General features: G+C 67.2%; 12 protein-coding genes and 1 pseudogene. 7 read left to right on the top strand and 6 right to left on the bottom strand.

Annotated features, from left to right (window positions below; translation table 11 throughout):
- From FBX97_RS22170 to murQ, 6 genes and pseudogenes are all read right to left on the bottom strand, one after another.
- On the bottom strand, positions 1–912 hold the full coding sequence (locus tag FBX97_RS22170) for a LysR family transcriptional regulator (protein ID WP_141836655.1): 912 nt from the start codon (positions 910–912) through the stop codon (positions 1–3).
- Positions 913–1,245: 333 nt separating this feature from the next.
- Positions 1,246–2,019 (bottom strand): annotated as a pseudogene (locus tag FBX97_RS22165) (N-acetylmuramoyl-L-alanine amidase); the annotation flags it as partial.
- Positions 2,016–2,969, bottom strand: coding sequence for an N-acetylglucosamine kinase (locus FBX97_RS22160; RefSeq protein WP_141836651.1), 954 nt, complete (start codon positions 2,967–2,969; stop codon positions 2,016–2,018). The gene FBX97_RS22160 and the pseudogene FBX97_RS22165, both read right to left, overlap by 4 nt.
- Positions 2,970–3,035: 66 nt before the next feature.
- Complete coding sequence (locus FBX97_RS22155) at positions 3,036–4,586, bottom strand: glycoside hydrolase family 10 protein (RefSeq protein ID WP_141837128.1); 1,551 nt, start codon at positions 4,584–4,586, stop codon at positions 3,036–3,038.
- A gap of 94 nt (positions 4,587–4,680) precedes the next feature.
- Complete coding sequence (locus FBX97_RS22150) at positions 4,681–5,946, bottom strand: MFS transporter (RefSeq protein ID WP_141836649.1); 1,266 nt, start codon at positions 5,944–5,946, stop codon at positions 4,681–4,683.
- Between the two features lie 56 nt (positions 5,947–6,002).
- Positions 6,003–6,884: an N-acetylmuramic acid 6-phosphate etherase gene (gene murQ / locus FBX97_RS22145; protein WP_141836647.1), complete on the bottom strand. Its 882-nt coding sequence runs from the start codon at positions 6,882–6,884 to the stop codon at positions 6,003–6,005.
- A gap of 307 nt (positions 6,885–7,191) precedes the next feature.
- Between murQ and FBX97_RS22140 the strand changes: the two genes are divergently transcribed.
- The 7 genes from FBX97_RS22140 (at position 7,192) to bioD (ending at position 14,885) form a co-directional block, all read left to right on the top strand.
- Positions 7,192–8,433 carry a D-amino acid dehydrogenase gene (locus FBX97_RS22140; protein WP_141836645.1) on the top strand — a complete coding sequence of 414 codons (1,242 nt, stop codon included), beginning with the start codon at positions 7,192–7,194 and terminating at the stop codon, positions 8,431–8,433.
- Between the two features lie 165 nt (positions 8,434–8,598).
- Positions 8,599–9,051 carry a YchJ family protein gene (locus tag FBX97_RS22135; RefSeq protein ID WP_141836643.1) on the top strand — a complete coding sequence of 151 codons (453 nt, stop codon included), beginning with the start codon at positions 8,599–8,601 and terminating at the stop codon, positions 9,049–9,051.
- Between the two features lie 16 nt (positions 9,052–9,067).
- Positions 9,068–10,675, top strand: coding sequence for a carboxyl transferase domain-containing protein (locus FBX97_RS22130; protein ID WP_141836641.1), 1,608 nt, complete (start codon positions 9,068–9,070; stop codon positions 10,673–10,675).
- A 13-nt stretch (positions 10,676–10,688) separates the two neighbouring features.
- The gene (locus FBX97_RS22125) at positions 10,689–11,477 is read left to right on the top strand and encodes an enoyl-CoA hydratase/isomerase family protein (RefSeq protein ID WP_141836639.1); all 789 of its coding nucleotides are present in this window, start codon (positions 10,689–10,691) and stop codon (positions 11,475–11,477) included.
- 39 nt (positions 11,478–11,516) lie between these two features.
- On the top strand, positions 11,517–12,857 hold the full coding sequence (gene bioA / locus FBX97_RS22120) for an adenosylmethionine--8-amino-7-oxononanoate transaminase (RefSeq protein WP_141836637.1): 1,341 nt from the start codon (positions 11,517–11,519) through the stop codon (positions 12,855–12,857).
- A gap of 4 nt (positions 12,858–12,861) precedes the next feature.
- Positions 12,862–14,061 (top strand): 8-amino-7-oxononanoate synthase, encoded by a 1,200-nt coding sequence (gene bioF / locus FBX97_RS22115; protein WP_141836635.1) that lies wholly within the window; start codon positions 12,862–12,864, stop codon positions 14,059–14,061.
- Positions 14,058–14,885: a dethiobiotin synthase gene (bioD, locus tag FBX97_RS22110; protein WP_255517584.1), complete on the top strand. Its 828-nt coding sequence runs from the start codon at positions 14,058–14,060 to the stop codon at positions 14,883–14,885. The genes bioF and bioD overlap by 4 nt, the downstream gene beginning before the upstream one ends.
- Positions 14,886–14,913: the final 28 nt, after the last annotated feature.

Raw genomic sequence — 14,913 nt, 5'->3', positions numbered from 1 at the left:
TCATCTCTTTTCGATCAGTGCCCGTGCAGCGGCGCCGATGCAGTTGGCCAGTTCGCGCGCGCCGTGCGACAGCGGCGCATGGCTGGCAGTGAGCAGGTACAGCTGTACCGGCATCGCCGGCGCCCACGGGCGGCACTGCACCTTGTCGCGCGTACCGGACGCGGCCGTGAACGGATCGAGCACGGCGCAGCCGGCACCCGCTTCCACCAGCGCCCGCGCGATCTGGTAAGTCTGCACCACGGTGTGAAAGACCGGACGCACGTCCTGGGCTTCGCAGGCGGCGACCACCATCTCGCCGATCGGGTCGCCGTCGGCCAGGCCGATCAGTTCGCCGTGCATGGTGTCGACGAGTGCCGCCGGCGTGACCGGTTCGGCGCATTCGGCTGCGCTCCAGGTGCCGGCCGGCGCCATCACGGTCAGCGCGCCCTGTGCGATCGCTTCGGCCTCGATGCCGGGGTGGCGCGGGTCCTGCAGCGACAGCGCCAGGTCGGCTTCGCCCAGGCGCAAGGCGTTCACGATCTCGCTGGTATGAAACGTGGCCAGTTCGCAGCGGGTCTGCGAAAAATCGCGGCGCCAGTCGGTCAGCGCGGCCGGCAGCACGCTGATCGCGACGGTGGGCGTGGCCACCAGGCGCACCGTCTCGCAGGCGCGGTTTTTCAGGCTGGCGGCGAGGCGGCGGATCCCTTGCAGGTCGCGGTGCAGCTTTTCGGTTTCGGCGAACAGGCGGTGCGCTTCCGGCTTCGGGTAGAGCTTGCCGCGCACGCGCTCGAACAGCGGCATGCCCAGCTGCAGCTCGGCGTGCTGCAGCACCTTGGTCACCGCCGGCTGGGAGATGTGCAGCACCTGGGCGGCGCCGCTGATGGTGCCTACCTGCATGATGGCGTGGAAAACTTCGATATGACGCAGACGCATGCTGTTCCTTGGCTTGGACGACCGCCGCGCCTCAGGCGCGCGGAATCGCCAAGCTTAGCGGAAAACCCGCCGGGCAGAAAAGCCTCACTGCTGGACCGGCACCGGCGGTGTTGCGGGAACGGCAGTCGGGCTGCCCGGCGCCGCGGCCGGCGGGGTGGTCGGCAGCGGCGGCGCGGCCGGTGCGGGCTGCGGCTGCGTGGCCGGCGCCTGCGGCTGTACCGGCTGATACTGCGGCTGCGGCTGCGCCGGCTGATACTGCGACTGCACCGGCTGGTACTGATAGTGCGGCGCCGGCGCCGGGAACGGCTGCGGCAGCGCGCCGCGCGGATTGGTCAGCGCTTCCAGCAGCACCGCCGTTTCCAGGTCCGGCAAGCCGTCGATGTTGGTTGGACGGTATTTCATCTGGAAGGCGGACAGCACGGTGCGGGTTTGCTCGTCCAGGTTGCCGGACTGGACCAGGCCGTAGCCCCAGGCCGCCAACTTCTTCTGGTACCAGGCGACGTCAGGCAGCTGCAACTGGAAGATCGGCGTCAGCGCGGCCACGCGGTTGGCGTCCGGCCAGGCGACCAGGCCGGCGGCGGCCAGCTGGCGCCACGGGAACATCGGACCCGGGTCCTGCTTGCGCAGCGGCGCGATGTCGCTGTGGCCGAGCACGTTTTCCGGCGCGATGTGGTGGCGCGTGACGATGTCGCGCACCAGCGGGATCAGGGCGTCGATCTGCGACTGCGCGAACGGCGTGTAGACGCGGCCGCCCGGGGTGTCCTTCCAGCCCGGGTTGACGATCTCGATGCCGATCGAGCTGTTGTTCAGCTGCGTGAAGTTCTTCCAGCTCGAGTTGCCCGCATGCCAGGCAGCGTTCTTTTCGTCGACCAGGTTATAAATGTGCGGGACCGGATCGTCGGTAACCAGGTAATGCGCGCTGACTTCCTGCTGGGTCAGCGTGGTGAGCGAAGAGGCGCGGTCGCCCACGGTGTAGTGCAGCACCAGGAAACGCGCACGGCTGGCCTGGCCCTTGGCGGTGTAGCTGCGGTCGTATTGCGGGCCGGACGGTGGCGTGGCGCAGCCGGCCAGCAGAGCAAGCAGCAAGGTGGCAACGAGAGTCTTCATGGTGGGTTCGTATTGTTGTTAATTGGGGTCAGTGCCAGGCGCGCGGCCGCATGGTGGGCGCCGGCTGTGGCTTGGGTCAGTACCGTATCCGGCGCCAGGTCTGCGCGCATGGCCTCGAGGATGAGCGGATGCAGCCCGGCCGCGCGCCCGGACAGCGCCACCGGACGCGGGCCGAAGCGCTCGGCCAGGGCCCGGGCCAGGCGCGCCAGTTCGCGGCCGGCTTCGCGCAGGATCCCGGCCGCGACCGGATCCCGGTCTGCGCTGGCGGCCACGGCCAGCGCCAGCTTGCCGACGGCGCCGCGCTCCTGGCCGTAGATGAACTGGCGCGAGTATGCCCAGTCGGCGCCGCCGACGTAATCGAATACCGCCTGTGCCATCGGCGAGGTGCGCCAGGCGCCGGGACGCTCGTCCTCGTTGCGCCAGATGTGGCGCATGGCTTCGCGCGCGATCCAGAAGCCGCCGCCGCCATCGTCCAGCACCACGCCGCGGCCGCCGGCCCGGTGGAACTGGCCATCGGTGTCGATGAAGGCGCCGATCGAGCCGGTGCCGGCGTACACCAGGTAGCCTTGGCCGGGATCGAAACTGGCGCGGTAGGCGATCTCGATGTCGCTGCAGAAGTGGATGGCCGCCGGCGCCAGGTGCAGCAGCTCGGCCAGCCAGCGTTGCAGCAGTTCGCTGTCGCCGCCGAAACCGGTAAGGCCGGCCCACACGCGCGCCGGCGCGCCGTGCGGCAATACCGCCACCGCCAGCCGGGCGAAGGTCGCATGCACAGCATCGCGCCCGGCCTGGCTGCCCATCTGCAGCGCGGACAGGCCATCCACGCTGCCTTCGGCCACGATGGCGCCGCCGGGAGCGGCGAGCGCCCAGCGCGTCTCGGTGCCGCCGGCGTCGATGCCGAGGCCGAACTCGGCAGCCAACCCGGACTCCGGTGCGTGTTGTGAATGAATCATGATCAAAGCGAAGTGTACGCCGTCGCGCCGATCCACCGCGCATGAATGAGGATGGTTATGTATTGCTTATGCCTTGCGCCAGGCCTGCACGCGCGCGCTCTCGTTGCCGAGGCGGTCGACCGCGCTGACCACCACCGCATCGGCCGGGCCCAGCTTGACGTCGTCCGGCACCGTCCAGTCCACGCGCGACGCCGGCGCCACCGCGAATTGCCAGCGGCCGCCATGGCGCGACCAGATCGCATAGGTCGCGTTGGCGCTGCCGGCGGCCAGCTTCAGCAGCACGCCATTGCCCTTGCGCACGGCCGCGACCGAGGGCGTGCCCGGTGTGGTTCTGCCGAGCCAGGGCGTGGCCGGCACCAGCGCCGGCGACGAATAGCAGCCGGTGCGCAACTGGTCGCCGATGCCCTTGCGGTTCTGCATCAGCGCGACCATGCTGAAGTGAACGTGGCCGGAAGCGGCCGGGCGCGTGCGCGTCACGCCGATCTGTTCGATGATTTCCTGCGGCAGGTATTCCTTGCTGGCCGCGCCGATGCGGCTGGTGAACAGGCCCGGCCACAGGTGGCGGCCGCGGGTGTTCTGGGTGACCCAGTAGTCGAGCAGCGTGCCGTAGGCCTGGCCCGGCTGGCGGATCGCCCAGTACAGCTGCGGCGTGAAGTAATCGAGCCAGCCGTTTTGCAGCCAGGTCTCGACATCCGCGTACAGCTTGTCGTACTGCGAAAAACCGTTGATGCCATGCGGGCGGCGGTCCGGGCGGCCGATGCCGAACGGGCTGATGCCGAAGCGCACCCAGCTCTTTTCGCGGTGGATTTCTTCGTTCAGTGCCTCGATCAGTTTATTGACGTTCTGGCGCCGCCAGCCGGCGCGGTCCAGCCTGCCGCCGCCGCTGACGTAGCGCTGGAAGGACGGACCGTCCGGGAAGTCCAGCTCGCCCTTGCCGGCCTTGCCTTCCAGCGCCAGGCTCTCGGCGCCGCTGGCGCCGGGCGCTTCGATCGGGTACGGATAAAAATAATCGTCGATGTGGACGCCGTCGATGTCGTAGCGGCGCACCACGTCCAGCACCACGTCCAGCGTCTGCTTGACCGCGCTGTCCTCGCCCGGATCCATCCACAGGTATTTACCGTAGCTTTTCACCGCGGCCGGGTTGGTGCGGGTGATGTGGTTCGGCGCCGCCGGCGAGCGCGCGCCGTTGTTGCGGGCGCGGTAGGGATTGAACCAGGCGTGCAGCTCGAGGCCGCGCGCGTGCGCCTGCGTGATCCAGAATTTCAGGGGGTCGTACCACGGCTGCGGCGCCTGGCCCTGCAGTCCGGTGAGATATTCCGACCACGGCTCCAGCTTCGACGGGTAGATGGCATCGGCCGACGGCCTTACCTGCAGCACGATCGCATTCAGGTTGAGTGCCTTGGCGCGGTCCAGGATGGCGATGGCCTCGGCCTGCTGTTTTTCCGCGTTCAGGTTCGGCTTGCTGGGCCAGTCGATGTTGGCGACCGTCGAGACCCAGGCGGCGCGGAATTCGCGCGGTGCGGGCGGCGGCACATCGCCGCCGGTGCCGCCGGTCACCACCGGCGCGATGCCCGGCTGCGTACTGGTACAGGCCGAGAACAGGCCACTCATCGCCATCGCACCGGCCACGCCGGCCAGTGCGAACGCACGTCGTTGTTTTTGTTTCTGATCGAGTTCCAAAACCACCTCGTATTGACTTACTTTTTAGCGCTTACTTTTTGCCGAATTCCGGATCGATTTTCACCAGCGCCGCCATGATAAACGCCGGGATCGTCGCCAGACAGGTCCACACGAAGAAATGCTGGTAGCCGATCATTTCCTGCAGCTTCCCGCTCCACATCCCCGGCACCATCATCCCCAGCGCCATCAGGCCGGTGCAGATCGCGTAATGCGCGGTTTTATAGGGGCCGTCGGCCACCATGATCATGTACATCATCATCGCGGTGAAGCCGAAGCCGTAGCCGAACTGCTCGATCGCCAGGAAGCCGCAGATCACGCCGAAGTTCTGCGGCTGCACCTGTGACAGGTAGACGAACACCAGGTCCGGCAGGTGCACGGCGAACACCATCAGCCACAGGCAGCGCTTCAGCCCCCAGCGCGAAATCAGCCAACCGCCGCACAGGCCGCCGATGGTCAGCGCGACGATGCCGATGGTGCCATAGGCCAGGCCGTACTGCACGGTGCTCAGGCCGAGGCCGCCCTTGTCCAGCGGGTCCTTCAGGAAAGGCGCGATCAGTTTCAGCAGCTGGGCCTCGCCCAGGCGGAAGGTCAATATAAAACCGAGGATCAGCCAGATGTCGCGCTTGGCGAAGAAGGTGGCGAAGGTCTTGCCGAAGCCTTCAAGGACATTGCCGCCTGCGGGCGCCTGGTGGTCCAGGTCCGGACGCGGCAGGATCTTCTGGTGCCAGGCGAAGAAGGCGAAGAACAGGCCGGCCAGCACGAAGAAGACGATGGCCCAGGCCTGGCGCACGTCGCCCAGCGACACCGCCAGCACCCCGGCCAGCACCACCAGCGGTCCCTGCCCGGCCAGCGTCGCCAGGCGGTAGAAGGTGGAGCGCACGCCGACCATCGATGCCTGCTGCTGCTGGCGCAGGCCGAGCATATAAAAGCCGTCGGCCGAGATGTCGTGGGTGGCCGAGGCGAAGGCCATGACCCACATCACCGCCAGGCTGACCATGAAATAGGCAGGCAGGTGCAGCGTCGCCCCGACCGCGCCGAGTGCGGCGGCCAGCACCAGCTGTAGCGAGACGGTCCAGCCGCGCTTGGTGCCTTTCAGGTCGACCAGCGGCGACCACAGCGGCTTGATCACCCAGGGTAGATACAGCAGGCTGGTATACAAGGCGATGTCGGCGTTGGACACGCCCATGTCCTTGTACATCACGACGGACAGGTTATTGGCGACGATGTAGGGAATCGCCTGGCCGAAGTAGAGCGAGGGCACCCACAGCCACGGGTTCTTTGCTTGCGAAGTTTGCATAATTCTTTCGTGGCCGGGCGGGGACCACGCGCCTTGGAGGCGACTGGGGCGGCAACTCAGTTGGCCAGGGAGGCGCGCACGCTGCCGCCCGTCGTCTCCAGCAAGGCACGCGCCTGCTCGACCGGGATATTCTTGGACAAGGCCACGATCGCGACCTTGACCTGGAAGCCGCACTGTTCCAGCACCGCGCGCGCCTCGTCCTCGCCGGCGCCGGTGGCGAAGGTCGTCAGGCGGATCGCGCGCCGCACCAGCTTGGCGTTGGTCGCCTTCAAGTCTACCATCAGGTTGCCATAAACCTTGTTCAAACGCACCATCAAAGCGCTCGAAAAGGTGTTCAGGGCGATCTTTTGCGAGGTGCCGGCTTTCAGACGGGTGCTGCCGGAGATGGCTTCCGGGCCGGTGTCGAGGGTGACGCCGATTTCCGCTTCGCGGGCGACCGGGGCGTCCGGATTGTTGGCGAAGCCGATCGTCAGCGCCCCGGCCGTGCGTGCCGCGCGCAGGGCGCCGAGCACGTAGGGCGTGCTGCCCGAAGCCGCGATCAGGAGCACCACATCCTTGCTGCCCACCCCGATCCGGCCGATATCGTCGGCCCCCTGCCCGCTGTCGTCTTCCGCACCCTCGACGGCGACGAACATCGCTTCCCTGCCGCCGGCCAGCAGCGCCTCGGCGCGTTCGCGCGGCCAGGAAAAGGTGGGGTACAGTTCCACGCTGTCCAGCACGCCCAGCCGGCCCGAGGTGCCGGCGCCGACGTAGACCAGGCGCCCGCCCGCTTGCATGCGCGGCAGCGCGGCGGTGACGGCGGCGGCGAGGCGCGGCCCGGCGGCGCGCACCGCCTCGACGGCCCGGAACTGGTCGTCGACCAGCACGTTCACCAGTTCGACGGTCGGGTATTGATCGAGGGACGCGTGTTGGGCGGCAGGTGTTTCGGTATTCAGCATCGCAGTGCAATCAATCCGTGATGGTGCGTGACGACGTTATCGATATGACCAGTGTAATGGCAAGGCACGACAGCCTGTCATGAAAGGATCGGTCGCGCTCATGCCAAAAAGTTATGCGGAGCGGCTGTCATGACAGGGTGCGCAGAGTCCGTGTCCCTGCCTGCATGATACCTACTGCCGCGACAGGGAGCCGTCCGCACGTCAAACATGAACGCCGGTTATGCCCGGCGTCGCTACATTCATTGGCCGAGCCGGCTGCCGGCCCCTTAAGCTTGCGGGTCATCTCAATGATCAATCGTGTGGCCTGATGCAACAAATCATCGTGATCGGCGCCGGCGTCGTCGGCCTGACCTCGGCCTGGTGGCTGCTCGAGGCAGGCTACCGGGTCACGCTGCTGGAACGCGCGGCGCAGGTGGGCAGCGGCACCAGCTACGCCAATGGCGGCCAGCTGAGCTACCGCTACGTGTCGCCGCTGGCCGATGCCGGGGTGCCGCTGAAGGCCCTGCGCTGGCTGTTCCAGGAACACGGTCCGCTGCGCCTGCGCCTGCAGGCCGATCCGCACCAGTGGCGCTGGCTGGCCGCCTTCCTCGCCAATTGCCGGGCCGACGCCAACCGCAGGACCACGCAAAAACTGCTGCAGCTGGGCGAACTGTCGCGGCGCGGCATGGCGCAGCTGGCGCCGGTCGTCCCGCCGGCCGAATTCGGGTGGCGCGATGCCGGCAAGCTGGTGGTGTACCGCAGCCGCAAGGTATTCGAGGCCGCCACCGCCAGGGCGGACGGTGCCGCCACGCGCCAGATCTGGAGCGCGGCCGAGTGCGTCGCGCATGAACCGGCGCTGGCGGCGGTCGGGGATCGCCTGGCCGGCGGTATTTATAACAGTGGCGAAGCGGTGGCCGACTGTTACGCCTTTTGCGTGGCGCTGGCCGAGCGCGTGCGGGCGCATCCGCGTTTCGGGGGGTTCATCCAGGGCCAGGCGGCGCGCCTCGTGACCGACCGCGGCCGCGTGACGGGCCTGGATACCAGCGCCGGCCGGCTGGCGGCCGACGCCTACGTGCTGGCGGCCGGCATGCAGAGCCGCACGCTGGCGCTGACGGCCGGCATCGCGCTGCCGCTGTATCCGCTCAAGGGCTACAGCCTGAGTGCGCCGATCCGCTCCGGCGACGTCGCACCGCAGATCAGCGTCACCGATTTCGAGCGCAAAGTGCTGTACGCGCGCATCGGCGACCAGTTGCGGGTGGCGGCGATGGTCGACATGGTCGGCGAAGACCTGCGCCTGGACGCGCGCCGCCTGGCCTCGCTGACGCGTCAGGTGCGCGCGACCATGCCGCGCGCGGCCGACTACGCCAGCGTCACGCCCTGGGCCGGGCTGCGGCCGGCGACGCCCAACTCGGCACCGATCGTCGGGCCGACGCCGTATGCGAATCTGTGGCTGAACGTCGGCCACGGCCCGCTCGGATTCACCTTCGCCTGTGGCACGGCCAGCCTGCTGACGGACCTGATGCGCGGACACGAACCGCCGATCGCGTTGGACGGCCTGACCCTGTCTTAGCATCGGTATCCCGAATTTTTGCAATGCAATTGTCGACCGTTTTATTTATGTTCAGCAATCTTTAGCCGAAGTTGCACCAACTCCACCCAAGATGGCCCCATCTTCCCGATTCTGAAAACCCTTTATGCCTGACTCAGGCACACGAAATGGCGGATAATTGCCGCCATGTCCACCCGCGCTCCCACTCCATCCTGCCCTTGCGGCAGCGGCTCGCCAATCCTGCGCTGCTGCGGCCCCTATATTGCCGGCGCCGAACTGCCGCCGACGGCCGAAGCCCTGATGCGTTCCCGCTACACCGCCTACACGATGCAGCAGGAAGACTACCTGCGTGCCACCTGGCATCCGAGCACCCGGCCTTCCGAACCGATCATCGACAAAAATGAAAAGATTCAATGGCTCGGACTTGAGATAAAATCTGCTTTACGTTTACGTCAACGTAAAGCAGACCTGCCGGACAATCCAGACCAGGACACCGTCGAATTCGTCGCCCGCTTCAAATTGGCGGGGAACGGCCGCGCCCAGCGCCTGCACGAAATCAGCAACTTCGTGCGCGAGCCGGACCCTGAGCTCAAGGGCAAGATGCGTTGGTTCTACCTGGACGGCAGTTTCCCCGAATAAAAACGCAGGAGACGCAATGCCCCAGATCGAAAGTCAACTCAACCCGCGCGGCGAGGATTTCAAAGCCAACGCCGCCGCCATGCACGCCGTGGTCGACGACTTGCGCGCCAGGGTCGCGGCCATCGCCCAGGGCGGCGGCGAAGCGGCCAGTGCAAAACACGTTGCGCGCGGCAAGCTGCTGCCGCGCGACCGGGTGCAGATGCTGCTCGATCCGGGCACACCCTTCCTCGAGTTTTCCCAGCTGGCGGCGTATGCCATGTACGACGGCGCCGCGCCCAGCGCCGGCATCATCACCGGCATCGGCAGGGTGAGCGGGCAGGAATGCGTGATTGTCTGCAACGATGCCACCGTCAAGGGCGGTACCTATTACCCGATGACGGTCAAAAAGCACCTGCGCGCCCAGGAAATCGCCGAGCAGAACAATTTACCGTGCATCTACCTGGTCGACTCGGGCGGCGCCAACCTGCCGAACCAGGACGAGGTCTTCCCCGACCGCGACCATTTCGGCCGCATCTTCTATAACCAGGCGAACCTGTCCGCCAAGTGCATCCCGCAGATCGCGGTGGTGATGGGGTCCTGCACGGCCGGCGGCGCCTACGTGCCGGCGATGAGCGACGAATCGATCATCGTCAAGGAACAGGGCACGATCTTCCTGGGCGGCCCGCCGCTGGTCAAGGCGGCCACCGGCGAGGTCGTGACCGCCGAAGACCTGGGCGGCGGCGACGTCCACACCCGCTTGTCCGGCGTGGCCGACCACCTGGCGCAGAACGACACCCACGCGCTGTCGCTGGCGCGCACCATCGTGTCGAACCTGAACCGCGTGAAACCGCTGCAGGGCGCGCTGCGCGAGTCCGTCGAACCCAAATACGCGGCTGAAGAACTGTACGGCGTGATTCCGGTCGATACCCGCAAGCCTTTCGACGTGCGCGAGGTCATCGCCCGCATCGTCGACGGCAGCGAATTCGACGAATTCAAGGCGCGATACGGCACCACGCTGGTATGCGGCTTCGCCCATATCTTCGGCATGAAGGTCGGCATCATCGCCAACAACGGCATCCTGTTCTCGGAATCGGCGCTGAAGGGCAGCCACTTCATCGAGCTGTGCTGCCAGCGCAAGATCCCGCTGGTGTTCCTGCAAAATATCACCGGCTTCATGGTCGGCCGCAAGTACGAGAACGAGGGCATCGCCCGCAACGGCGCCAAGATGGTGACGGCGGTGGCGACGGCCTCGGTGCCGAAATTTACCGTGATCATCGGCGGCTCCTTCGGCGCCGGCAATTACGGCATGTGCGGCCGCGCCTTTTCGCCGCGCTTCCTGTGGATGTGGCCGAATGCGCGCATCTCGGTGATGGGCGGCGACCAGGCGGCCTCGGTGCTGGCGACGGTCAAGCGCGACGGCATCGAAGCCAAGGGCGGCCAGTGGTCCGCGGATGAGGAAGCCGCGTTCAAGCAGCCGATCAAGGACCAGTACGAACACCAGGGCCACCCCTACTACGCCAGTGCGCGCCTGTGGGACGATGGCGTGATCGATCCGGCCGACACGCGCATGGTGCTGGGCCTGGGCCTGTCCGCCGCGCTGAATGCGCCGATCGAAGACACGAAGTTCGGCGTGTTCCGGATGTAATGGAGGAGAAGACATGGACACCTATGAAACCCTCGAGATTACCGTCGCCGACAGGGTCGCGACCATCACGCTGAACCGCCCGCAGCTGCGCAATGCCTTCAACGAGAATGCGATCACCGACCTGACCATGGCCTTCGACGAAGCCAGCCAGGACAAGGACGTGCGCGCCATCGTGCTGGCCGCCAACGGCCCCGCCTTTTGCGCCGGCGCCGACCTGAACTGGATGAAGAAGATGGCCGGCTACTCCGCGGCCGAGAACGAAGCCGACGCGCTGCGCCTGGCCGACATGCTGCGCACCATCTACTACAGCCCGAAGCCGGTGGTGGCCAGGGTGCAGGGCGACTGCTACGCCGGCGGCATGGGCCTGGTGGCAGCCTGCGACATCGTGGTGGTGGCGGAAGGCGTCAGCTTCTGCCTGTCGGAAGTGAAGCTGGGCCTGATCCCGGCCACGATTTCTCCCTACGTGATCAAGGCGATGGGCGACCAAGCCGCGCGCCGCTACTTCCTCAGCGCCGAACGCTTCGACGCGCGCGAAGCGCACCGCCTCGGCCTGGCGCACGAGGTGGTGCCGGCCGCCCAGCTGGACGCCAAGGTCGGCGAGATCGTAAAGGCCCTGGTCGGCAACAGCCCGAACGCGGTGCGCGAAGCGAAAGCCCTGGTGCGCGACATCGCCGGCCTGCCGATCGACGACGTGCTGCTGGCCGACACCGCCGGCCGCATCGCCGCCATCCGCGCGTCCGATGAAGGACGCGAAGGCGTCGCGGCCTTCCTGGAAAAACGCAAGCCGTCATGGCTGACTTAGTACAATCAGTTTATATCGTTTAGTTAGTTAGGAATCATCTTGAATCAGACCACGTCCTCCGACTGGATCGCCCGCAGCCTGCGCAGCGTCTGGCATCCATGCACGCAAATGCAGCACCACGAAGAGGTGCCGCTGATCGCCGTCCATCACGGCAAGGGACCGTGGCTGTATGACCACGAGGGCAAGCGCTACCTGGACGGCATCAGCTCGTGGTGGGTCAATTTGTTCGGCCACGCCAACCCGCGCATCAACGCGGCCTTGAAAGACCAGCTGGACACGCTGGAGCACGCGATGCTGGCCGGCTTTACCCACGAGCCGGTGGTCGAACTGTCCGAGCGGCTGGCCGCCCTCACCGGGCACGCGCTCGGCCACGCCTTCTATGCGTCCGACGGTGCCTCGGCGGTCGAGATCGCGCTCAAGATGAGTTTCCACTACTGGCGCAACGCCGGCTACGCCAAGAAGCAGGAATTCGTCTGCCTGCAGGGGTCCTACCACGGCGAGACCATCGGCGCGCTGGCCGTGACCGACGTCGCCCTGTTCAAGGATGCCTACGGTCCGCTGCTGCGCGCGGCGCGCACCGTGGCCTCGCCGGATGCGCGCAACGCGGTCGATGGCGAGTCGGCCCAGGACGTGGCGCTGCGCGCGGTCAAGGATGTCGAAGCGCTGTTCGCGGAAAAGGGCGATACCATCGCCGCCATCATCGTCGAGCCGCTGGTACAGTGCGCCACCGGCATGGCGATGCACGATCCGCTCTACCTGCAACGCCTGCGCGAGCTGTGCGACCGCTACCATGTGCACCTGATCGCCGACGAGATCGCGGTCGGCTGCGGCCGCACCGGCACTTTCTTTGCCTGCGAACAGGCCGCCATCTGGCCCGACTTCCTGTGCCTGTCGAAGGGCATCAGCGGCGGCTACCTGCCGCTGTCGCTGGTGCTCAGCACGGATAAAATCTACGAAGCCTTCTACAGCGAAGACATCACGCGCGGCTTCCTGCATTCGCACTCCTACACCGGCAACGCGCTGGCCTGCCGCGCGGCGCTGGCCACGCTGCAGATCTTCCAGGAAGACGACGTGCTGGCCAGGAACCGCGAAACCGCGACCCGCCTGATGCTGGAACTGGCGCCGCTGCTCGACCACGAGCGCGTCACCAACTTCCGCCAGCGCGGCATGATCCTGGCCTTCGACGCGGTCGAGCCGGACAGCGCGCGCGCATCGACCTTCTCGCGCCGATTCTTCACCAGCGCGGTCGAGAACGAACTGCTGCTGCGCCCGATCGGCCGCACCGTCTACCTGATGCCGCCGTATGTGCTGAACGAGGAAGAGATCGTCGGCCTGGCCGCGCGCACCCGCAAGGTGTTCGAATCGGTGATCGCGAGCTGACGGCATGGATTTGATCGCACACGTGCAAACCAGGCTGGATGCGCTGGCCGCGCAAAGCCTGACACGCAAGCGGCGTACCGCCGACACCCCGTGCGCGCCGCGTCAGACCGTCGACGGCCGCCCAATGCTGGCTTTTTGCAGCAACGATTACCTGGGCCTGGCCGCGCATCCGCGGGTGGTGGCGGCGCTGCGCGAAGGGGCCGCGCTGTACGGCGCCGGCAGCGGCGCCTCTCACCTGGTGTCCGGCCACAGCCGCGCGCACGCGCTGCTGGAAGAGCGCCTGGCCGCCTTCGAGGCGCCGCACCTGGTGGACGCCGGGGCGCTGTACTTCTGTACCGGCTACATGGCCAACCTGGCCACCCTCACCGCGCTCGGTCTTGATGCCGATGCGATGATTTTTTCGGAGGCGCTGAACCACGCCTCGCTGATCGACGGCGCGCGCCTGGCCCGCGCCGGCGTCACCGTGTATCCGCATGGCGACGTGCAAGCGCTGGAAGCCAAGCTGCTTGCGAGCCAGGCGTCGACGAAAATCGTCGTCACCGACAGCGTGTTCAGCATGGACGGCGACCTGGCCCCGCTGCCGGCACTGCTGGCCCTGTGCGAGCGCCACGGCGCCTGGCTTGTCGTCGACGATGCGCACGGCTTCGGCGTGCTGGGACACAACGGCCGCGGCGCGCTCGAGCATTTCGACCTGCGTTCGCCCAACCTGGTCTACGTCGGCACCCTGGGCAAGGCAGCCGGCGTCGGCGGCGCCTTCGTGGCGGCGCACCGGTCGGTGATCGAACTGCTGGTGCAGCGCGCCCGCCCTTATATCTACACGACGGCGGCGCCGCCGGCGCTGGCGCATGCGCTGCTGGCCAGCCTCGACATCATCGAAGGCGCCGAAGGCCGCGAACGGCGTGCGCATTTGAGCAGCCTGATCGCGCAACTGGACAGCGAATTGCGCCTGGCGCGCTGGCAGCGCCCGCCCTCGCCCACCGCGATCCAGCCGATCGTCATCGGCGCCAACGACGACGCCCTGCGCGCGGCCGCGCGCCTGCACGAGCAGGGCCTGTGGGTGCCGGCGATCCGTCCGCCGACCGTGGCGCCGGGCACGGCGCGCCTGCGCGTGACCTTGTCCGCGGCGCACACCCGTCAAGATGTCGCGCAGCTTGCCGCTGCGCTCAACAACCTGGAGCTGGAACTGGAAAGGACATCCGCATGATGCTCAACGACCCCGAACAACCGGGCGCACCCGCGCAGGAAACCGGCCTTGCCGAACCTGCCGTCACCACCGCCGCTGCAGTGCCTGCCGCCGTGCCGGCCGCGCTGGCGGCGGAAGGCGTGCCAACCCGCTTCGCCTGCTTCGTCACCGGCACCGACACCGAGATCGGCAAGACGCTGGTCTCCAGCGCGATTCTCCATAAACTGGTGCAGACGGGCGTGCGTGCCTGCGGCATGAAGCCGATCGCCGCCGGGGCCGACGAGCGCGACGGCGAGCTGCACAACGAGGACGCCGCCATGCTGCGCGCCGCCGGCAACGTCAACCTGCCGCAGCGCATCACCACGCCCTTCATGCTGCGCGAGCCGTGCGCACCGCACATCGCGGCCGCACTGGAAGGCGTGACCATCGAGCCGGTGACGATCCTGACCGCCTATGCCGAGATCCTGGGTGCGTCCGACGCCACCGTGGTCGAAGGCGTGGGCGGCTTCTGCGTGCCGTTTTCCGACGATTTCGACAGCGCCGGCCTGGCGGTACAGCTGAACCTGCCGGTGGTTATGGTGGTCGGCATGCGCCTGGGCTGCATCAGCCACGCCCTGCTCACCGCCGAAGCGATCATCTCGCGCGGCCTGGTGCTGGCCGGCTGGGTCGCCAACCTGGTCGACCCCGACATGCGCTTCGTCGACGAGAACATCAGCGCGCTGGAACAACGCATGCCGGCACCCCTGCTGGGACGCGTGCCGCGCCTGGACAACCCTTCGGCTGCGCAAGCAGCCGCATTCATCGAACTCGCGGGCCTGCCGGGATGGCCGGCCACGCGTGCCTGAACAAGCAACGCCAAAACAAGGAACTTTT

It is taken from the genome of Herbaspirillum sp. SJZ107 (genome assembly GCF_006715485.1).
Classification (GTDB): Bacteria; Pseudomonadota; Gammaproteobacteria; order Burkholderiales; family Burkholderiaceae_D; genus Telluria.
This window is presented reverse-complemented; position numbering and strand designations above follow the sequence as displayed.